Below are 20,640 nucleotides of genomic sequence, written 5' to 3'. Positions count from 1 at the left end.
GGCAAAAGTGTCCCGCTTGTGCGGTGAACCCGTTGTGAATCGGTGCGGAGATGATTCACGGTGGCTTGACCGCGTGCGGGCTAGCGTCTGCGAATGCAGATCATGAAGCGGCTACAACAGATTCCTCCGGCCATTCTGGGCAACGCGGTATTGTTCCAGGCGTTGTGGTTTGCTGCGGTGCTGGGTGCGGCGCAGGGGCTGCAATGGCCAGCGCTGGCGACGTTGTTGGCGCTGGTGGCGCTGGCGTTGGGCAGTGGTGCATCGTGGCGTGCGGAGGGCCGCATGGCACTGGCCGGGTTGCTGGCGGGCGTGTTGGCGGAACGTGTCTGGTTGTCGCTCGGCCTGATTGAATATCGCATGGCCTGGTCATCGGGCTGGCCGCCGCTCTGGATCATGATGCTCTGGGTGGGTTTTGCCATGAGTCTGAATCACAGCCTTGCCTGGTTGCAGGGGCGGGTGCGGCTGGCGGCGCTGTTCGGCGCAGTCGGCAGCATCGCGTCGGTGCTGGCCGGCGTGCGATGTGGTGCGGCCAGTGCGCCTGCCGGCCTGTTGCCGCTGGCGGTGTGTTATGGCCTGGTATGGGCACTGCTGGTGCCGGCGCTGGCCTGGTGGGCCGCGCGCGGTGCCGGGCCGGGCGGGCAGACAATGTGGCCCGGGGAGGGCAGGACATGATGCTGGTGTATGGCGCCTTATTGCTGTTGATCTGGAGCCTGCTGGGCTGGTGGGTGCAACAGCGCACGGCCAACGGCGGTTACGCCGATGTGGTATGGGCCTACGGTGTGGGCGCCGTGTCGCTGATTTATCTGTGGATGGGCGAGGGCGTCTGGCTGGTGCGCCTGGTGACGGCTGTGTTGCTGGGTTTCTGGTCGTGGCGCCTGGGCACGCACATCCTGTTGCGGGTGCTGGGCGATGCCGAGGAAGGTCGTTATCGCGCCATGCGTGAGGCACTGGGTGCGCGCATCGGTCTGTTTCATTTCTTTTTCTTTCTCGGGCAGGGCCTGCTGGCGTGGCTGTTTGCCCTGCCGGCATTCGTGATCAGCGGTCATCAGGGGCCGGTGCAGCCCCTGTGGTTGTTACTCGGGAGTGTGCTGGGCGTGGTCGCGCTGATTGGCGAGAGCACCGCCGACCGCCAGCTGGCGCAATTTCGTGATGATCCGGCTCACCGTGGCAAGACCTGCCGCGAGGGGCTGTGGCGTTACTCGCGGCATCCGAATTATTTCTTTGAATGGTTGCACTGGTTCAGCTATCCGGTGCTGGCCATCGGCGCCCCCGGCGCCGCCTGGCTGTGGCTGGCACCGCTGATGATGTGGCTGTTCCTGTGGTTCGTCACCGGCATTCCCTATACCGAACGTCAGGCGCTGAAAAGCCGGGGCGAGGACTACCGGCGTTACCAGCGCACCACCAGTGCCTTTTTCCCATGGAGACCGCGACATGATGGTTGATCTCGCCGAGCGCCGCTGGGTGCCCGACAGTCTGATCCGTTTTGGCATTCGCCGACTGCTTGACCAGCGCTTGCGCCAGGAGCATGCCGATGAACCGGGTGCGGTGGAGGCGCGCAAGCAGGCGTTGATGGCGCAGCTTGCCGACGGGCCGGTGGCGGAGCAACAGCAGGCCGCCAATGATCAGCATTATGAAGTGCCGGCTGCGTTCTATCGGCGTGTGCTCGGGCCTTACCTGAAATATTCCTCCTGCCTGTGGGGAGAAGGTGTCCGCACCCTGGCGGAAGCCGAAGAAGCCATGCTGGCGCTGACCTGCCAGCGCGCTGGCCTGAAGGATGGCCAGCGGGTGCTGGAACTGGGCTGTGGCTGGGGGTCGCTGTCCCTGTGGATGGCGCAGCATTATCCGAACAGCGAGATAGTGGCCGTCTCCAACTCGGCGTCGCAGAAAGCCTGGATTGATGACCAGGCACAGCAGCGCAACCTGCGAAACGTGCGCGTGATCACCGCAGATGTCAGCAGCTTCAATCCCGAGGGGGATTTTGACCGCGTCGTCTCCGTGGAAATGTTCGAGCATGTGCGCAACCACCGGGTGCTGATGCATCGCATTCACGACTGGCTGCGGCCCGGCGGCAAGCTGTTCGTGCACATCTTTTGTCACGACAAGGTGTTCTATCCGTTCGAAACCGACGGCGAGGAAAACTGGATGGGGCGCATGTTTTTCAGCGGCGGCGTGATGCCCTCGTTCGATCTGCTGGAGCGCTGCCAGGACAGGCTGGTGTTGCAGGATGCCTGGCGTGTGAATGGCCGCCATTATGCGCGCACGCTGGAAGCCTGGCTGGATAATGCAGACCAGCGCCGCGACAGCCTGATGCCGGTGCTGGCGGCCACTTATGGTCGTGAGGATGCACGCCGCTGGCTGCAACGCTGGCGCATGTTTTTCATGGCCTGTGCGGAGCTTTTCGCCTATCGTGACGGCAATGAGTGGTTTGTCGGCCACTATTGTTTTGTTCGCCCGGAAGCACCGCATTGACGCAGCAGGCTGCCCCGCAGCCGCCGCTGCGGGACAGGTTGAAGCGCGCCGCCGGGCGCTCCGTGCGAGAGGATGCCATGGCCAGCCGTCGACGTTCCGGCGTGCAATACCGGCTTGCCCGGTTCTACCTGACGCAGGTCGTGCTGATCAGCCTGACCACGGTGCTTGGTGTGATGGCGACGGCCAAGATCATCGAGCACGTGCTGGTCAAACAGGCGCTGATGCTGGAGGCGCAGCATTTCTGGCAGCTGTACGACCGGCAACCGGATTTTCCCCGACCGAACACCCGCCACCTGCTCGGGTTGCTGGATGACCCGGCGCATGCGCATGACCGTATCCCGGATGCGTTCCTGAACCTTGAGCCCGGTTTCCACCGGGTGCCGCTGGGCGGCGACCAGCCGATTGTCTATCTGGAGCGGCGGGGTGACCTGACGCTGTACCTGATCTTTGACGAACGACGGGTGTCGGCACTGGCGCTGGTATTCGGTGTTGCGCCGCTGGCCGGCGTGTTGCTGGTGATCTACCTGATGTCGTTCCTGACCTGGCGCAAGTCGCGGCAGCTGATGTCGCCACTGGTACAACTGGCAGAGATGCTGCGTGACGTACCCTTGCGCGAAACGGGAACGGCACGGCCGGATTTCGCCAGCATCGAAACCGAAGCGGATTCCGAAGTGGCGGTGCTGGTCTCGGCGCTGGAAGCCTATTCCGACCGGCTGCTGGATTTCGTCGTGCGCGAGCGGCAGTTTTCGCGTGACGCCAGCCACGAATTGCGCACGCCACTGGCGGTGATCCGTGCCAATCTTGAGCTGCTGTCCGAGCGCTATCCCGGCACGCCCTCGGTCCGCCGTATCGAGGACACGGTCGGTGACATGGAGGCGCTGATCGAAACCCTGTTGCTGCTGGCGCGCAGCGAATACAAGGCGCTGCCCTCGGATCACCTGATCGTCAATGATCTGGTGCTGAACCTGGTGGAACGCCTGCAGCCGCTGGCGCAGCGCAAGGCGGTGACACTCGACTGCACGCAGCGCGCCATGCTGACACTGGAGGTGCCGGAGCAGGTGCTGTCGATTGTTCTGACCAATCTGGTGCGCAACGCCATCAATTACACCAACTCCGGCTCTGTGGAAGTGATCATCGGCGAGCAGGAGATCCTGGTGCGTGATACCGGGCCGGGCATCAATCCGGAAGAGCTGGAACGCTTGTTGCGCCCGTTTGAACGCGGGCAGGGCAATGCCGAAGGCGGGCATGGTCTTGGGCTGGCGATCGTGCAACGCCTGTGCGAGCACTGCCGGTGGGAACTGGAAGTGGCCAGCCAGCCGGGGCAGGGTACGCAGGTGCGTATCTCGTTTCCCGGCTGGCAGCGGCGCGGCGAATAATCCTGCCCGCGCCGCCGGTCAGCCGTCAGGCTGCCGGATTGCGGATCGAGAACCCGACGCCCGGCAGCGTCTCCAGCAGGGCTACCTCAAAGGGCTTGTCGATCACTTTGCGCAGGTTGTAGAGATGGCTGCGCAGCGCATCGGAATCCGGTACCAGATCACCCCAGAGTTCATGTTCGAGTTGTTCGCGGCTGACCACCTTCGGTGTTTCGCGCATCAGGATACGCAGGATGCGGAACGCCGTGGGGGACAGTTTCAGCACCTGGCCGTCGCGGCGCACTTCCTGGCGTGCCGGGTCCAGTTCCAGATCGGCCACGGCCAGTACATGCGGCGCCACTTCACGGCGTTCGCGGCGCACCAGCGCCTGGATGCGCGCGGACAGCTCCGGCAGTGCGAAGGGTTTCACCAGATAATCGTCGGCGCCCTTTGAGAAGCCTTCGAGTTTGTCGTCCAGGTGGTCGCGGGCGGTCAGGAAGATCACCGGCGTGTCCAGGGTCAGCTCGTGGCGCAGGTAACGGCACAGAGAGTAGCCGTCTTCACCGGGCAGCATCACGTCGAGCAGGATCAGGTCATAGTGATGTTCGCGCAGCAGTTCGCGCGCCAGGGCAGCATCGCCGGCATAGTCGGCGGTGGCTCCCAGTTCCTCCAGGTATTCGACAACGGTCTGGGCCAGCTGGCGGTGGTCTTCCACCAGCAGGATGGCGAGTTTTTCCAGAGAACGGCTCATGATCGGGGCCCCTTGCAGCGTGACGCCGGTCGTCCTGACCGGCCTTGGATTATTGATCATGCTGCCCGGTGGCGCGTCAAGGGCGCATCAACGTGAAGGCGCCCGGCGGGCAGTGAGCCAGCGGTCCAGGGCATTGGCGAAGACCTGCTTGTCACGTTCGGTCATCGGTGGCGGGCCGCCATGGGCCAGGCCGGCGCCGCGCATTTCCTCCATGAAATTGCGCATCGTCAGCCGCTGGCTGATGTTGTCCGGGGTAAACAGCTCGCCCCGGGGGTGCAGGGCGGTGGCGCCGGCTTCGATGGCGCGGGCGGCCAGCGGGATATCGGCGGTGATCACCAGTTCGCCGGGCTGGATCTGGGTGGCAATATAGTCGTCCGCCTCGTCGAAGCCGCCGGGCACCTGGATGGCGCGGATCAACTGGCCTGGCGGGGTACGCACCGGCTGGTTGGCGACCAGCACCATGGGCGTGTGGGTACGCTGTGCGGCGCGGAACAGCACGTCGCGGATCATGTTCGGGCAGGCGTCGGCGTCGACCCAGATGGTCATGGCGGGCTCCGGTCAGGTTGGCGGCGCTATTGTGGCATAACCCACGTGCCACTGGCGCTGGCGATTGCAATTCGCTATACTCCGCGCCGCTTTGATGCAGCATCCCGACGCAGCCGCGTTGGACACAGCAAGCTGCCACGTCCGCACATTGCGGCGTTGATCCCGTTTTCGGCCCCTCCCCCTATCTACGCGATACGGCCGGGCTTCTCGCGGGAAGCCTCGTAACCGGTGAGCGAAACCCAGGACCTGTCCGTCCCGGGGTATCCGGTATTATTCCATCCACGTCCACAGCGGCTGCTGTGGCGATGCAAGGTGATTCATGTCCGAACAGTTGACCGCCCAGCCCGGTTTTGATGCGCTGGAGCTTTCCCCTACCGTCAAGCAGGCCATCCGTGCGCTCGGTTACCAGACGCCGTCTGCGATCCAGCAGGCGATTATTCCCCATATTCTTGAAGGCCGTGACGTCATCGGCCAGGCACAGACCGGCACCGGCAAGACCGCCGCGTTCGCGTTGCCACTGATTTCCCGCTTTGGTGATGCGCCGGCCGGCGCCGTGCAGGTGCTGGTCCTGGCGCCGACCCGTGAGCTGGCGCTGCAGGTTACCGAGTCGTTTGAAAAATACGGCCAGCAAACGCCGTCACTGCGTGTGGTCACGCTGTGCGGTGGCATGGACTACCGCCCGCAGACCCGCGCCCTGCGCGAAGGTGTGCAGGTGGTGATCGGTACGCCGGGCCGGGTGGTCGACCACCTCAAGCGCGGCACCCTGAAGCTGGACGCGCTGCGCTGCCTGGTGCTGGATGAAGCCGACGAAATGCTGCGCATGGGCTTTATCGACGACGTCGAGTGGGTGATGGAACAGACCCCGGCAGCCTGCCAGGTGGCGCTGCTCTCGGCCACCATGCCGCCGCCGATCCGCAAGCTCGCCCAGCGTTTCCTGAAATCCCCGCAGGAAATCACCGTGGCCACCAAGACGGCCACCGTGGCGGCGATCCGTCAGCGCTATCTGTTCATCAACCAGCGTGACAAGCTCGACGCGCTGGTGCGTGTACTGGAAACCGAAACCTTTGATGGCGTGATCCTGTTTGCCCGCACCAAGGAAAGCACCGTCGAACTGGCTGACTTCCTGCAGCGTGCCGGCTTCCGTGCCACCGCGCTGAACGGTGACATGGCGCAGCCACACCGTGAGCAGGTGGTCGAGCAGATCAAGGGCGGCCGCATTGATATCCTGGTCGCCACTGACGTGGTCGCGCGTGGTCTGGACGTGCCGCGCATCTCCATGGTGCTCAACTACGATATTCCGTTTGACGGCGAAACCTACGTGCACCGTATCGGCCGTACCGGCCGCGCGGGGCGTGAGGGGGATGCGATCCTGTTCGTGACGCCGCGTGAAAAACGCATGCTGCAGAACATCGAGCGTCTGACGCGCCAGAAAGTGGAAGAAATGGCGTTGCCGACCTCGGCGCAGATCAATGTCGTGCGCAAGACACGCTTCAAGGCACGTATTCAGGCGACGCTGGATGCCGGCAAACTGGATCTGTACCGTGAAGTACTGCAGGAATTCCTGCAGGAAAGCGGCGCCGAACCGCTGGCCGTTGCCGCAGCACTGGCGCGCCTGGCCCAGGGCGATGCTTCGCTGTACATGGAAGACCGTCCGGCACCGGTGGTGCGTGCGCGTCAGGAGCGTCCCGAGCGTGAGCCGCGCCGTGCGGAAGGCGGACAGCGTGACCGTGGTGCACCGCGCAAGGCCACCGCGCCGGAAGCAGGCATGACCCGCTACCGTATTGAAGTGGGCCGTACCCATGGCGTGAAACCGTCCAACATCGTGGGTGCCATTGCCAATGAGGTGAAGCTCAACAGCAGCCACATCGGCCGCATCGACATCTTCCCGCAGTTCAGCATCGTGGATCTGCCGGACAGCCTGTCGGAGTCCGCCATCAAGCATCTGCGCACCGTCTGGGTGGCAGGCCAGCAGATGAATATCGTGGTAGATGGCGGTGTTGCACCGGCGGCGGCCCGTCGTCCCGGCAAGAGCGCTCCGCGCCGCGAGGCCAATGCCCCGCGCCGTCGTGCCAATGGCTGACGTCAGCTGAAAAGAAAAAAACCCGCAATGCGGGGTTTTTTTGAATCATCGCAGATTAGCGGGAAAGTAGTGGCGTAGGGTGGGCAGAGCCAACGGCGAAGCTCACCATATCCAAGCGATGATTCACTCCCGCAAGCCTGATCGGCACTGCGGTCTTCATCAGCTTGGGCAGTGTATCACTCTCTAAGCGCGAGCTTCCCGGCTCAGCACATCGGCTACCCACTGATTAATGCTTTTATGCGCGAGTTCTGCTTTCACCGCCACTGTCGCGTGTAGCTCTGGCTCCAGGCGCAAGCTGAGCTTGCCGGAAAACGGTTTTTGCGGTGGTCGATTGAGTTTGGCACATGTGTCGACGTAGTCGTCGACGGCCTCCTCGAAGGCGGCGTGTAATGCCTGAACAGAGTCACCGTGAAAACCCACTACATCCCGGATGCCAGCGATGTGCCCGACGAACAGGTCGTCTTCGTCACTGTACTCAATCCGGGCAGCATAGCCCTTGTACTTCATCGCATTCATGGGGTAACTCCTGCTTGCTCAAGAAAGGCCCGTGCGTCACGGACCTGATACGGCTTGGCCTCCTTGTCGGGATGAGGGCGGTGAAAGGTACCGACTACGCCATTCAGTTCGAAACGCACCCTTGAACCATTCCCTTCGATAGCGTTGGCACCGAGGGCCGCAAAGAGCGACTCAATCCGTTTCCACTCCAGCGATTTCGACGTGGGGCTGGAGAAGACGGCCTTCAGGGTGCTGCGCTGTTTGCTGTTCATGGTATCGAATCGTAATACCACTTTCAGGGGATGACAAGCTCAGCCTGAAACCGTCCCCGGGTGGTTCCAGGCTGGAGACAAAGCGTTGCGAGGCTTTTTTCAGAGATTCTCGAACCTGTTTACGTCGAAGACCCCGGCCTGCAGCGGCTGATGCTCCCGCTGCCAGGCGGTGAAATCATGCAGCACCGCCCAGAATTGCGGATGCGTGCGGCGCACCCCCCAGCTGGTGACGATGCGCTCGAAGTCCTCGTCTTCCTCGGCGCGGCCCAGCAGGGACACAAAGTGCTCCACCTGCGAGGCGGGCACATCAAAGATGAAATTCGGATAGCTGCCGATTATGCCGGGGAACACGGTAACGGTGTCCTTGTCCGGTTCGTAGCGCAGCGATTCACCCAGCATGAAGGCCACATTGCTGTGCGCGCGGTTGCGCAGCAGCGAATACACAGTGCGCTCGCCATCGGTATGGCTGACGCGCACGAAGACCACTTCCGGCAGCTGCTTGATGCCCGGCAGCTCCGCCGCCGGTGTTGAGGCAATGCGCGCCAGCGCCTGGTCGGCGCGCTGAACCCAGGCGGGTTGTTCGCGGCGGCCGCAGTTTCCGCCCTGGCAGCGATTGAGCGCATCATCCGGCATCGCGTTGATGTCACGCAGGCGCTCCAGCAGGCGGATGGCAAACTCCTGTTGTGGGGCCTTGGAGACATAGGGCTCGGCGGAGGGCGCCGTGTCATCCAGATGATGGTAAGAGATGTCCAGACGCAGCTTGCCCAGGCCCTGATACCAGCCACGCTGGATGTCTTTGCGGGTGCCGGCCGGCATCAGCCGCAGGAAGTTCTGCTCGGCGCCGTTGCGGATCAGGTCGAAGTACAGCCGCGTCTGCGCCTGATGGGCCAGGTTGCCGAACACGTCGAAATTCACCACCAGTTCGTAGTAGGTGCGTTCAAACAACGGGTAATCCATCAGCCACAGGGTGAGTGGTACCTCGCCGACCAGCCCGCGGGTGACCGACGCACTGTCGTGGTGACGGAAAATGGTCAGCAGCGCATTAGTGTTGTGGCCGTCGCCGTCCCAGATATCACTGAACGACGCGCCTGCGGGCTGTGCCTGCATGTACTGCTGCTGGCGTTGTGCGAGGTAGTCATTGCGCTGGCCACGATAGTGCAGCCAGTTTTCACCGGCATCCAGCAGCGAGTAATCCTGGCCCGGCATGCCCAGCAGGGGCGTGACTTTCGCCCGATAGTCGGCATCGAGGATGAACTGGTCCCGGTCCGGTGCCTGGAAAAAGGTCCAGAACTGGTCGCGGATCACATCGGTGGCAATCTGGCCACGACACACCGGCCCGCGAATGAAGGTGCGGGTGAAGTACTCGGCCTCATCGAGCATGAACTGGTAGCGCGCCTGCGCCGGGATATCGGCGAAAGTGAGGAATGGATTGGCGCGCGCCACGTCGTCATAGCCGGGCAGGCTGCTCACGGCCCAGTCGTCGCTGAAGAACAGTTCGCGCACACGCGCCAGGCGCGCCTCGCTCAGGGCAAAGGTGATGTGCCGCTTGTGTACCAGGGTGCCTTCCACCGGCCGCAGGCGATAAAAGAATGCCTGCCCCGGTGCGTCGTTCGGGCGCACGGTGGCGATCGGGGCAACCGGTTTGCCAGGCGGGGTGGAAGAACGCACGACGTCGAAGAAACGGGGCTGGCCGTCGATGTCCTCGAAGTAAAGGTGCGCAAGGAACAGGTGCTCGAACAGCCAGCGGGCCACGAGACGATGACGATCGTCCTCGCGATTCAGAAAGCCTTCCCAGGTGTCGACAGCGCGCTGCTCGGCAGCGCTCAGTGTTACTGGCGCTGTATCAATCGGCGCGCCCTGATTCAGCCAGCCGCTCAGCGTGGCGAACTCATCGTCGGTCAGGCCGGTCACGGCCAGTGGCATGCCTTCCAGCGGATGATCCTGCGCGTACTCGTCGAACGCCTCGCTGGTGACGCACTGATTCTGGCGCGCAATGCCCAGCTCGATATCGTCCGGCAGCCGGCTGTTGGGTTTTGGCGGGTGCTGTTTGCCCAGCGCCAGCATGCGGTACAGCACCGACTGCGTCTGTTCGCCGCCCTGCAGTACAGAGTGAAAGCCGCGTGAACGCCAGCCGGCTTCGGTCTGTTCATCCATACCCAGGCGAGTGGGCGACATGGCGTGCTTGCGGGTGCCGTCGTAAACCGGTTCTGGGTTGGCTCCACGCACCAGCCCCTCAGCGGTTTCCAGTTTCAACTGGCAGGGCGCATCGTAACAGCCATGGCAGGCCAGGCATTTGGCATCGAGGATGGGTTTGACGTCTTGCTCGAAGGAGACTTCGCGGGCGGTTGGCATCGGCAACGGGGTGTCGGCGCGGGCCATGTCACGGTTGTCGGTGCAGGCGCCGAGCAGCAGTCCGATGGCGCACAGGGCAAGCAAAGGCAGTGCGGGGTAACGCATTGACCGGCTCCTTGTCGTTCTCTTATCCGGGGGAGTTGCCCCGCCGGCCAGGGCGAGGCAATGGTTCCGATGCTAGAGACTGAGGATGGCCAGCACCACCGCAACACGGCAGGCTTTTGATTGTTTTACTGTTACAGCGCGTTGGCACCGCTACTGAAGTGCGCCTGCCGCAGCGCACTCAGGCGTGCCTGGTACTCGCTTTGCCATTGCGTGGCCGGCAGGGTGCCCTGCAGCGCACCGAATTCAGCGTCCAGGGCGGCGACGGCCGCCTGGTAGGCGGCCAGTTGCTCTGCCTGCGCAGCCAGTTGCTGGTCGCGCTGGTTCATTGCCTGGATCTGTTCATCGGTGAAATATTGCCGGCGCAATGACTGGGTGATGCGTTGTCGTTCTGCCTCGCTGGTGACGCCGGTAAGTTGCAGCGCCAGGGCGTGCTCGTAGGCTCCGCGTGCGCCCTCTACCTCCCGCAGTGCTTCGGCATAGTCGCCGAAGTGCTGTTGGCGCAGCGCATCCAGTGCCTGCTGGCGGGCGTCGGGCGGCATTTGCCCGGCGCTGGCCATCAGCTCGCCGTAACCCAGGCGGTAACGCGCCCAGGCGGCTTCCTGGCCATACATCAGTTCCGCTTCTTCCCTGCCCAGCATCTGTTCGCGTAGCGCCTGCAGGGTGTTGAAGCGCTGAGCCGGCGGTTCACTCATCGACATGACCGTGGACTGCATCGCGGCCTCGTAGGCCGGCATGCGTTCCTGGATGCGTGCGACCATCTCGGCGAACGCCGCGTCCGGGTAACCGGCCAGCACTTCGGCCAGCAGCGCCTGGCAACGTGCCGCGCTGTCGCAGTATTGCGCGAGCTCGCTGAAGAACGCCTGCAGGTTGCCCGGCGCGGCCTGTGCTTCGCTGAGCACATCGCGCAGGTGCGTCAGGGTGTACTGGTAGCGCTGTTGCGCACCCAGGGTGGCTTCGTCGCTGGCCATGATGTCCTGCCGTGCCGGTTGCTGTGGCGGCGGGGGCGATGCCGTGGCAAAGGGCGCGCCGGCATGGGCCGCGCCCGATGGCCCTGCGGACGTTGCGGCGGCAATCAGTTCTGCACTGATCGCTGCCGGATCATCCGCAGCGTTGCTCCACCACAGCCCGGTGGCGAGGCTGAGGATGACGGCGCAGGCCGCCGTCATCCACAAGGTCCGGGTACGCATGATCAGGGCGCAGTGTTGAAGTCAAATTCGCCCATCACCGGGAAGTGATCGGACAGATCCCAGGTGCCCCAGACCGATGACGCCACTGAACGCAGCACTCGTACATCGTTGCGCGAGGTGGTCGGCAGGCGGTGGTCGTTGGCGTAGACCACGTAATCCAGGTATTCCACCGTGGTGCCGCCGGAACCCGCTGCGCCGGCGTTTTCGTTGACGCGCGGATCGAAGGTGGCTTCGGTGTAGCCGGTGCTGACCGGATCGGTGGCGTTCAGGTTGGTCAGCATCTGCGCGTAGTCGGTCGGCCACAGCAGTTTGTTGACGTTGAAGTCGCCGCCCATCAGCACCGCGTCAGTGGACGGAATGCTCTGGTCATCCACCAGGTCGCGGATCTGCAGGAACTGTTCCTGGCGCAGCGTGCGTGCTTCGGTGGTATCGAACGACGCGGTATGGGTGGAAGTCAGGTGGTACGCCTTGCCGCCCTTGATGATTTCCGCATAGATCACGCCCTTGTCGGCGAAGCAGTCCGTGCCCGAGCAATCCGGATAGATGAAATCCGCCGTCGCGACGATCGGGTAGCGGCTCAGGATGGCCACGCCGCTGTCGAAGATATTGAAAGTGCCGAGCTCGAACGGAATGCGCGGGATATGCGTCTGGTACGGGTATTCGCTCGCCATGGCGAGCAGGAAATCGTCGCGTTCGCTGGCAAAGGCTTCCTGCAGCAGGATCGCATCGTAGCCGTCCAGGTGATTGGGCAGCTCTGCCAGGCGTGCGCCGATGTCGCTGGCCACCAGTGGCAGGGCCCAGATGTTATAGGTCAGCACCTTTAACTGATCGGTGCCGCTGACGGCTTCCGTCGGCGTGTTGTTGTGAATGGTGTAGTAGAAGTCATCGTAGCCGCCGGTGAGCTGGGCCTTGAAGCTGTTCACCGAGGCGCGGCCACCGTAAGTGGTCGAGAAGGTGTGGATGTTGCGATCGCTGTACCAGGGTGAGCTGAAGTCGCTGCCGCTGGCACCGTGGACGATGTTGCTGCCACTCCAGGTGCCGACCATGCGCTGCTTGAGCGTGACCGATGAGGTGCCGTTGCTGACCACGGTATCGAAGTGGAACGTCTCGCCGGAATGCACACCCCAGTAACGGTTGTAGCGCAGGACGCGACGGGTGGCGTAGGCCGGGATGGTGGTTTCTTCCTGGGCCCATTCATCGCCCTGGGTCATGGTGTCGGTGCCGTAGTGGTTGACCGAGATGGTCACCGGGTCCGGCGTGCTGTTGGTGACAAAGATGTAGGTATCGGCGGTGGCGGCGGACGACGCGAGTAGCGTCAGTGCGGCCAGCCCGAGCAAAGATACAGAGCGCATGGTGGTCCCTCCCGGCTCAGATGATTGTTGTTGTTGACGGTGTATTCCCTGTGACACGCCCGGTTGGCGTGCCTACCCAAGAGTAGGCAGTCGGGGGGAGGCTGGATAGGAACAATCGTGCCAGCGACAGGAAAAATCGGGACAACCGATGGGCGGAGCGGGACAAAAGGTGGGCACTTTGGGGGCCAGCCTGAAGTTTATTGGCAGGCTGTTGAAAAACAGCCTGTGCTGACGGCTCAGCCAGGCCGTCAGCAAGATCAAGCGCGGTAAACGATTGATTGTGTGTGCTCACCTTTGCGGACCTGTGCCGCAAAGGTGGCGTGCAAAAGCCTCACAGGTTTTTTTTCAACACCCTGTTACAGCTCGGTGGTGCTGGCAGATTGCTGGCACTGGCGGCGGTCATTACTGATCAGCCAACAGCCTTGCACTTGTACGGTTGTGCCGGTCAGGCTGCCGTCGGCCAGTTCCCGGCGCATCAGCAGGGTGAATTCCGCGTCGCCGTAGCCGTTGAATTCGATAAAGCCATCAATCGGCCGGAAAGTCTCACCTTGCTCTTCGGTAATGGTGCAGCTGCTGCCGTTCTGTTTTGCTTCGGCCACATAAGCGGTGTGCAGGCGTAACGGCATGTCTGTGTCGTTGCCGCTGAACTCGCGTGTGCCGGCGATGTCCGGCGTCGCGCTGAAAACCAGGCTCCATTCGGACGGGTCAAAGCGGTCGTTGCCGGGCGTGACGACGGCGGCCTGATACAAGAAGGTCTTGCGGTCACAGGTGCTGCTCAGAAACGCATTGATATCGTCATTCACCGCGATCACTTCGGTATCGGCGGATTCGATATAGCCGTTGATATAGGTGCGTGTGTCATCCGAGCTGTCACCGCCGCAGGCGACAAGCGTGGCGGCCAGGGTGCAGGCCAGGACGGGGCGAAGCATCATGCTGTTGTCCTTGTCGGGTCAGGGGAAGGGGCATTCTGGCTGGCTTAGTCTGGCACTGCTGTGCACCGGTTCCGTGCTGCGGCATGATGGCCGCCGTGCAACGACAGACGCGCCACGGGTGACGCTGAACGGCTTTCAGGATACACCAGCTGCGCAGAGTATGACTGTCAGGACGGCCTGTTAGGACGGCCTGTCAGGACGGCCAGGGGCGCGGCGTCAGTCGCGCGGGCAGATACAACGGGTGAGCCGGTTCACCGGAGGCGTTCAGGCGCAGTATCTGCATGTGCGGCAGCAGCCGTCGCACCTGTACCGCACGCGAGCGGTGCGCGCCGTGATTACCCCAGCCACCCACCACCACGGACGCATCGGCGGCGGTTTTGCGCAGCCAGTGATCGTTGCGAGGACCGACCGGTGCCTCGGCGGCCAGCAGGGCGGCGGGGCTGACCGTGCGCCAGGCAAACAGATTGACCACGCACACGCCGCTGTAGCCCCAGTCATGGGCGAAGCGGATGCAGCGGCGCACCGTCGGGTTGTCGACCTCGGGATCATCCGTAGAAGGGTTCAGGCCGACGATCAGGGCGTAGTCGTCGCCGTCGCCCCAGCGGCGCCAGAGGGCGTAGCGATAACGGCCGCAGCGGGAGAAATGCGCGCTCTTGTGATGCAGTCTGATAAGGGTCATGGCGGCCGCAGTATAGCGGCTGCCGACGGCACGGCAAAAAGCACCTGACCGGATCAAGCATGGCTGTACGCTGTGGTCAGTGCGAGGTGGCCGGGAACGCCTTAGTGTGTGGCGGTTATGAACACGGGAGTGTGCGATGGAATTCCGGGATGTATTGCACCAGCGGCGCAGTATCCGCGCCTTTGAGCCGACGCCTGTGCCGCCGGCACTGGTGGACGAGGTGCTGGCGGATGCGCTGGTGTCACCGAGCTGGTCGAACACGCAGCCCTATAAAGTGGCGGTGGTGAGTGGTGCCGAAGTGGAAGGGTTGCGGCAGGAATTCCGTGAACGCTTCCAGCGGCTGGCGGCGCTGCAACGGGCACCGTTCTGGAAGAAGGCGCTGGGTGCGCTGAAAGGCGGCGCCATGCCCGACGGGGATTTTCGTCCGATATTGCGCTACCCGGAGGATCTGCAGCCGCGTCGCGTCGCGACAGGTCTGGGGCTGTACAGGCTGCTGGGTATCGGCAGGGAAGACCGCGCGGCGCGCGAGGAGCAAATGGCGCGCAATTTCATTTTCTTCGATGCGCCGGTGGTGATGTTCGTGTTCGCCCACAAGGGGCTGGGCGTCTATTCGGCACTGGATGCCGGCATCTTCCTGCAGAGCCTGATGCTGTCTGCCACCGACCGCGGGCTGGGCACCTGCGCCCAGGGTGCGCTGGCGTTGTGGCGCTCACCGGTTGCGCAGCGCTTCGAGATTCCGGCGCCGTATCAACTGCTGTGCGGTGTCTCCATGGGATATCCGGCGGATGCGCCGGTGAACCGTTTCAGGCCGGACCGGCAATCACTGGATGAATTGCGGCTGCCACCCCGGACGCAGTAAGGCGCTGATTCATTCGGTGGCCTGATCGATCTGTTGCTGGCGCCGTGCGGCCGCGTCTTCGTTGAACTGCTGCATCTGCTCCTCGAAGGCGTCCATATCCTGGGGTCGCGCGGGCACGCGCGGTGGCGCGGGCGCATCCTGCTCTCTTGCCTCGGGGTGCGGTGTCTCGGTGGGCGGTGTGTTGATGCGCTGGGTGACCAGCAGGCCAATGATGGCCAGGACAATCAGGGTGATCACGATACGCATGGCGGGTTCCTCGCCGGCGTGGTTGGCTGCATTGGGGAGTGAAGGGCATTTGACACCCAGCGAGCCGGAATCGCAAGGCCAGGGGAGCGATGTGCCAGCGCGGCGCTCCCCTGGTCAGACGAAGGCTCTTCGTCACATCAGTCGTCGCCAGAATCCTGTCGGCGCCGTCGCATTCACCGGCAGAATGTCCTCCCGCGTCAACAACGGCAGCAACCGCGCTGCCATATCCAGCGGCGGCTGGTAGTGCAGGAACAGCCCGCCCAGTGAACCGAATACCCGCGCCAGCATGATGAACTCCGCCGGCAATTTGTCGACCGGGTCGGCTTCCGCCTGCGCCAGCAGGTCACGTGCCCGGGTCAGCATCTGCTCCGGAGTAGGCCAGGCGAAATGAATGTCGCCCTGCAATGCCGCCTCACGCAGTTGCGCCAGCATCGCATCGGCGAACGCGAGCAGCGTGTCAGGGCGGCCACTGCGGGTGCCGAAGCCCAGTTGCAGCAGTGTGTCGGCGATCAGGGTGCTGTCACCGACAATGCTTGCCTGCAACACGCGGAAATACCCCTGGCGGAAAGGCTCCGGCAAGTGCGCGGTACTGCCAAAATCCAGCAGTACCAGGTCGCCGTCCCCGGCCAGCAGGATATTGCCCGGGTGCGGGTCAGCGTGGAAACAGCCGCCGACCAGAATCTGGTGCAGCCAGGCATCCAGCAGCCGGCTGAGAATGTCGGCGATGGCGGCGTTGTTACCGGCTGCGCGATGGCGGTCCAGCACGTGGGTGAATTTTTCGCCGTGCACGAAAGTGGTGGTGAGCACACGTTTGCTGCACAGCGCGTCGACAGTATCGGGGACACGCACACCGGTGACGTCTTTCAGTGTCACGCCGACCTTGCGCATCGCGCGCGCTTCAGCGCGGTAATCCAGTTCGCTGCGTACCGAGCGCTCGATTTCGTCCAGGATGGTGGGCAGATCGGTGGGCGGCAGCAGGTGGCTGATGCTGTCGATGAACAGCCGCATCAGCGTCATGTCCAGTTCAATGATGTCCGGCAGGCCGGGCCGCTGGATTTTTACCGCCACCTCGCGGCCGTCCTCCAGCACCGCGCGGTGCACCTGGCCGATACTGGCGGCGGCCAGCGGTTCGTCGTCGAACTCGCGGAACAGCACCTCGACCGGCAGGCCGAATTCTTCTTCCAGCACGGCGCGCATCTGTGCCGGGGACTCAGGGCGTGCGTTGTCCTGCAGGGCGGTCAGTTCTTCCACCCAGGGGGCAGGCAACAGGTCCGGGCGGGTCGAGAGCAACTGGCCTATTTTCAGGAAGGCGCCGCCCTGTTCCAGCGACGTCTCGGCAAAACGACGTGCGTTACGGCGATGCAACGTGGCCAGTGCCCCGGCCTGCCGGTGCGCGGGCAGGAAGGCTGAACGGGTGCCCCACAGGCGATAGCTGGCGGTGAGGCGCGTCAGCATCCAGCCGGTTTTCGACAGGCGCTTCAGGCGCGCCGGCCAGCGCTTCGCCTCCGCAGACAGCAACTGGTACTCAGTGGCCAGATCGCTGGCGCCGCTTTCCACCAGGCGCCAGGCCTGGATGGCCTGGCCGGCCAGCTTGCGGCCCTGCCAGGCGGTGCGTTCCAGGGCGGCGATACTGGCGTCGAGCACGTTGAGCCAGGCGCGCAGGCCGTTGTCCTGGCCGTCACTGAAGGCATTCAGCGCCTGCCAGCGGGTCGGCGAATGGCTGTCACGCGGCGCGGCGGTGGCAGTGTCTTGCGGCATGTCAGGCTCCTTTGTCATTTTTTGTAGTACAAAACTGGTCAAAATAAAGCCGTCACGAGGGGACGGCGGTATCAGTCAGAGATTGTTCAGGCAGTGCCCGCACAGCCACACGGCGGGAGTGCCGGGCTGGTCGCTGAGGCCGCGAAAGGCATGTTGCCCGCGCGGCAGGTCGGCGCCGCACTGGATGCAGTGGCCGGGCCGGTTGACGATCACGTCCTGCCAGGCGTCCACCGAGGCCAGCAATTCGCGGGCGGTATCACCACCCTCGGCAGCCGGCACCAGGGGCTTGTCGGCGGGTACCTGTCCGCGGGCACTGGCGGCCAGGCGCCGGGCGTCACGGGTCACATTGCCGACCAGGCTGGCGGAATCGGCGACGATGTTGTCGACCAGGTTGAAGGTGTCTTCCAGGACATGCCGGATCAGATGCGAGACGCTGACGCGCTCCCGCTCTGCCGCATCGCGCAGGGTGGTCTCAAGATCGCGCGGGACACGGGTCTGGATGACCCGGTCCTTGCGCTCGGTCTCGCTGGCGGGCCGGCGGCCGCGCCCCCGGCGTTCTGGTCTGTCAGGACTCATCTCAGGGCTCTTCTCAGGGCTCGTCACACCTGCCTCTCGAATTGATGTAGTACAAAATAATACATCCATCCGAGGGGGTAGGGTCAAGCCTGCCGGTCTGCCGCCGGTCAGTGGCCGATGACAACGCCCTCGCCAAAGGCGATATAGCCGGAGATGGCCGCCACATCATCGACGGGGGCGGGGTAGTACCAGGCCGCGTCGGTGATCTGGCGGTCTTCGGACTGCAGGTGGAAGTAGCAGATTTCGCCGCGCCAGTCGTCCCGGGTGCGGCGTTCGCTCGGCACCAGGAAATTGCGGCGTACGCTCTCGGGCGGAAAGAAGTGCTGGCCGCCCATGAAAATCACGTGGTTACTTGCTGCGAGCACGTGGCCCTGCCAGATCGCTTTCATCAGAACCCCCGGATCTCCAAAAAGGAAAAAAGGCATTACAGCCGGAAATTGAGACGTGCGTGGCGTAAAAGCCCTGTTGCGGCACGGTCTGCTCCGGTGTAAGCGGGCGGCAGTTTAGGGATTCCGGGCGAACAAAAAAACAACAATCCGGGACGAAGCGACGTGCGGTAGAGGGTGATATTTTTGGCTGATATTCCATTTCATGCCAATGGGCCAGCAATCTGGCTGTCATTAAATAGCCATTTTTTATCAATCGAACGGTCATCCCCCTGCGTTAGTTATTGCCACTTCAAATTCATACGCTCTGACTTTGGGGAAAACGCATGAAGCACTGGCTTGCCCTTTCCGTTTCGGCCGTTCTGGTCACCACGCTGGCCGGCTGTGGTGGCAGCAGCTCCGACCGTAATCCACCTCCGGGTGAACAGACACCCGCGTCGCTGTCGTTGAGCCTGCTGGGCCGTTACAGCACTGACCAGTTTGACGAAAGCGCGGCGGAGATCACCACCTATGACGCAGCCGGGCAGCGCGTGTTCGTGGTCAACGCCCAGAAAGGCGCGGTGGATGTGCTGGATGTGAGCCAGCCCGGCGAGCCGGTGTTTCTGGAAGAGCTGTCGGTCACGGACCTGGTACCGGGTGCGACCGTCAACAGTGTGGCACTGCACGGCAACCTGATGGCGCTGGCGGTGGAAGCGGCCGTCAAGACGGATAACGGATATGTCGCGCTGTACAGCCTGGATGACCTGACCCGCATCAACCATGTGGAGGTGGGTGCACTGCCGGACATGCTGACCTTCACCCCGGACGGCCGGTATGTGCTGGTGGCCAACGAAGGGGAACCGTCTGATGACTACCAGACGGACCCGGAAGGTTCGATCAGCATCATCGACGTGACCGATCCGGCCAGCCTGACAGCAGAGACTGCGGACTTCACCGCCTTCAACGGCCAGGAAGCGACCCTGCGTGCCAGCGGTGTGCGCATCTATGGTCCGAACGCCAGCGCCGCGCAGGATTTCGAACCGGAGTACATTGCCGTGTCAGCCGACGGCAGCACTGCCTGGGTAATCCTGCAAGAAAACAACGCGTTCGCGCGGATTGATATCGCCACCGCCACCGTGACCGACATCCTGCCGCTGGGTTACAAGGACATCGGTGCCGAAGGCAACGGCATTGATGCCACCGACGAAGATGGCCTGATCAATATCGCCACCTTCGCCGGCGTCAAGGGCATGTACCTGCCGGACGCCATTGCCGCTTACGAGGTGGACGGTGCGACCTATATTGTGTCCGCCAACGAAGGTGATGCCCGTGCCTGGGGTGAGGACAATGACGCCTACTGGGGCAGCAGCGATGATTGCTCTGACGCCGATCCGGGCCAGGGTTTTGTCGAAGAACTGCGCGTGAAGCATCTGGTGCACAGCAACGGCTTTGCACGTCGCTGTGGCGATGACATGCCGCCACAACTGATCAGCCTGGCGGCGGGCGGCCTGCTCAACCCCGGCGTGTTTGGCTACTGCGGCGCGACCGCCGGTGACGCCGGCGACTGCCGCGAAGACGACGTCCTCGGCCGCCTGAACATCAGCTGGGTCATGGGCTACCGCCAGAACACGGATGGCACGCCGGTGATGTTCAACAGCGCCGGCGAAGAGGATGCCGCCGGTGACCGCATCATGTACGACGCACTTTATGCCTACGGCGGCCGTTCATTTGCCATCTGGGATGCTGACGGCCAACTGGTGTGGGATTCCGGTGATGCCTTCGAACAGTACCTGGCCAGCGATGAATGCATGGTTGGCTCGCAGCGCAGCATTCCCTGCAAAGACTACTTCAACTCCGGCCATGATGAAGGCGACGCCTTTGACAGCCGTTCCGACGCCAAAGGCCCTGAACCGGAAGGTGTCGCTCTGGGCAAGATCGGCGACAAGACTTTCGCCTTCATTGGCCTGGAGCGCATGGGCGGCGTGTTTGTCTATGACATTACCGACCCGCAGGCACCGGCCTTTGTGGATTACTTCAACAGCCGCGAAAACTGGACCGCCGATCCGGAAAGCGCGCTGTCGATCATGGGCGATCTGGGTCCGGAAGGCCTGACATTCGTACCGGCATCGCAATCGCCGAACGGTGAAGCGCTGCTGGTCATCGGCAACGAAGTAAGTGGTTCCACCGCAGTCTTCCAGGTGAACCAGGTATTCGAGTGAGGTTTTGATTCGTCACATTCTTGGTCCGGATGATGATGATCGGGC

The 20,640-nt window shown here is 63.2% G+C and carries 20 protein-coding genes; 7 read left to right on the top strand and 13 right to left on the bottom strand.

Going from position 1 to position 20,640, the window contains the following annotated elements:
* Positions 1–102 precede the first annotated feature (102 nt).
* From S7S_RS13090 to S7S_RS13075, 4 genes are all read left to right on the top strand, one after another.
* Positions 103–672, top strand: a complete 570-nt coding sequence (locus S7S_RS13090; RefSeq protein ID WP_144401667.1) for a DUF2878 domain-containing protein — start codon at positions 103–105, stop codon at positions 670–672.
* On the top strand, positions 669–1,442 hold the full coding sequence (locus S7S_RS13085) for a DUF1295 domain-containing protein (protein ID WP_008738528.1): 774 nt from the start codon (positions 669–671) through the stop codon (positions 1,440–1,442). Before S7S_RS13090 ends, S7S_RS13085 begins: the two co-directional genes overlap by 4 nt.
* Complete coding sequence (locus S7S_RS13080) at positions 1,432–2,469, top strand: SAM-dependent methyltransferase (protein ID WP_008738526.1); 1,038 nt, start codon at positions 1,432–1,434, stop codon at positions 2,467–2,469. Before S7S_RS13085 ends, S7S_RS13080 begins: the two co-directional genes overlap by 11 nt.
* Before the next feature lie 77 nt (positions 2,470–2,546).
* Positions 2,547–3,845 (top strand): sensor histidine kinase, encoded by a 1,299-nt coding sequence (locus S7S_RS13075; protein WP_035205321.1) that lies wholly within the window; start codon positions 2,547–2,549, stop codon positions 3,843–3,845.
* Between the two features lie 25 nt (positions 3,846–3,870).
* Here the strand turns inward: S7S_RS13075 and S7S_RS13070 are convergent, their stop codons facing one another.
* On the bottom strand, positions 3,871–4,572 hold the full coding sequence (locus S7S_RS13070; RefSeq protein ID WP_008738519.1) for a response regulator transcription factor: 702 nt from the start codon (positions 4,570–4,572) through the stop codon (positions 3,871–3,873).
* A gap of 87 nt (positions 4,573–4,659) precedes the next feature.
* Positions 4,660–5,118: a YaiI/YqxD family protein gene (locus S7S_RS13065; RefSeq protein WP_008738518.1), complete on the bottom strand. Its 459-nt coding sequence runs from the start codon at positions 5,116–5,118 to the stop codon at positions 4,660–4,662.
* A 319-nt stretch (positions 5,119–5,437) separates the two neighbouring features.
* Here S7S_RS13065 and S7S_RS13060 point away from each other — a divergent pair, with 319 nt between their 5' ends.
* Positions 5,438–7,198 (top strand): DEAD/DEAH box helicase, encoded by a 1,761-nt coding sequence (locus tag S7S_RS13060; RefSeq protein ID WP_008738517.1) that lies wholly within the window; start codon positions 5,438–5,440, stop codon positions 7,196–7,198.
* A gap of 183 nt (positions 7,199–7,381) precedes the next feature.
* On the opposite strand, the gene S7S_RS13055 is transcribed toward S7S_RS13060, so the two are convergent.
* The 7 genes from S7S_RS13055 to S7S_RS13025 form a co-directional block, all read right to left on the bottom strand.
* A complete protein-coding gene (locus tag S7S_RS13055; protein WP_008738516.1) occupies positions 7,382–7,714 on the bottom strand; it encodes a type II toxin-antitoxin system HicB family antitoxin in 333 nt (110 codons plus the stop codon).
* Complete coding sequence (locus tag S7S_RS13050) at positions 7,711–7,965, bottom strand: type II toxin-antitoxin system HicA family toxin (RefSeq protein ID WP_035205267.1); 255 nt, start codon at positions 7,963–7,965, stop codon at positions 7,711–7,713. Before S7S_RS13050 ends, S7S_RS13055 begins: the two co-directional genes overlap by 4 nt.
* Positions 7,966–8,064: 99 nt before the next feature.
* Entirely contained in the window at positions 8,065–10,422 is a 2,358-nt protein-coding gene (locus tag S7S_RS13045) for a fatty acid cis/trans isomerase (protein WP_008738515.1), read from the bottom strand.
* Between the two features lie 131 nt (positions 10,423–10,553).
* Positions 10,554–11,609 carry a lipase secretion chaperone gene (locus S7S_RS13040; protein WP_082027727.1) on the bottom strand — a complete coding sequence of 352 codons (1,056 nt, stop codon included), beginning with the start codon at positions 11,607–11,609 and terminating at the stop codon, positions 10,554–10,556.
* Positions 11,610–11,611: 2 nt separating this feature from the next.
* Positions 11,612–12,961: a sphingomyelin phosphodiesterase gene (locus S7S_RS13035; protein ID WP_008738513.1), complete on the bottom strand. Its 1,350-nt coding sequence runs from the start codon at positions 12,959–12,961 to the stop codon at positions 11,612–11,614.
* A gap of 356 nt (positions 12,962–13,317) precedes the next feature.
* Positions 13,318–13,893: a hypothetical protein gene (locus S7S_RS13030; protein ID WP_008738511.1), complete on the bottom strand. Its 576-nt coding sequence runs from the start codon at positions 13,891–13,893 to the stop codon at positions 13,318–13,320.
* Between the two features lie 193 nt (positions 13,894–14,086).
* Positions 14,087–14,572: a DUF1643 domain-containing protein gene (locus tag S7S_RS13025; RefSeq protein WP_008738508.1), complete on the bottom strand. Its 486-nt coding sequence runs from the start codon at positions 14,570–14,572 to the stop codon at positions 14,087–14,089.
* 136 nt (positions 14,573–14,708) lie between these two features.
* Here S7S_RS13025 and S7S_RS13020 point away from each other — a divergent pair, with 136 nt between their 5' ends.
* A complete protein-coding gene (locus tag S7S_RS13020) occupies positions 14,709–15,431 on the top strand; it encodes a nitroreductase (RefSeq protein ID WP_008738506.1) in 723 nt (240 codons plus the stop codon).
* A 9-nt stretch (positions 15,432–15,440) separates the two neighbouring features.
* Here S7S_RS13020 and S7S_RS13015 read toward each other — a convergent pair whose 3' ends face one another.
* The 4 genes from S7S_RS13015 to S7S_RS13000 form a co-directional block, all read right to left on the bottom strand.
* Positions 15,441–15,677: a hypothetical protein gene (locus S7S_RS13015; protein ID WP_008738504.1), complete on the bottom strand. Its 237-nt coding sequence runs from the start codon at positions 15,675–15,677 to the stop codon at positions 15,441–15,443.
* A 132-nt stretch (positions 15,678–15,809) separates the two neighbouring features.
* On the bottom strand, positions 15,810–17,435 hold the full coding sequence (locus S7S_RS13010; RefSeq protein ID WP_041026002.1) for an ABC1 kinase family protein: 1,626 nt from the start codon (positions 17,433–17,435) through the stop codon (positions 15,810–15,812).
* Between the two features lie 75 nt (positions 17,436–17,510).
* On the bottom strand, positions 17,511–18,011 hold the full coding sequence (locus S7S_RS13005) for a hypothetical protein (protein WP_008738501.1): 501 nt from the start codon (positions 18,009–18,011) through the stop codon (positions 17,511–17,513).
* A gap of 107 nt (positions 18,012–18,118) precedes the next feature.
* On the bottom strand, positions 18,119–18,400 hold the full coding sequence (locus tag S7S_RS13000; RefSeq protein ID WP_008738499.1) for a DUF427 domain-containing protein: 282 nt from the start codon (positions 18,398–18,400) through the stop codon (positions 18,119–18,121).
* A 323-nt stretch (positions 18,401–18,723) separates the two neighbouring features.
* Between S7S_RS13000 and S7S_RS12995 the strand changes: the two genes are divergently transcribed.
* Entirely contained in the window at positions 18,724–20,595 is a 1,872-nt protein-coding gene (locus S7S_RS12995) for a choice-of-anchor I family protein (RefSeq protein ID WP_008738497.1), read from the top strand.
* The last annotated feature ends 45 nt before the right edge of the window (positions 20,596–20,640 follow it).

The sequence above is a fragment of the Isoalcanivorax pacificus W11-5 genome, assembly GCF_000299335.2.
Lineage (GTDB): Bacteria > Pseudomonadota > Gammaproteobacteria > Pseudomonadales > Alcanivoracaceae > Isoalcanivorax > Isoalcanivorax pacificus.
This window is presented reverse-complemented; position numbering and strand designations above follow the sequence as displayed.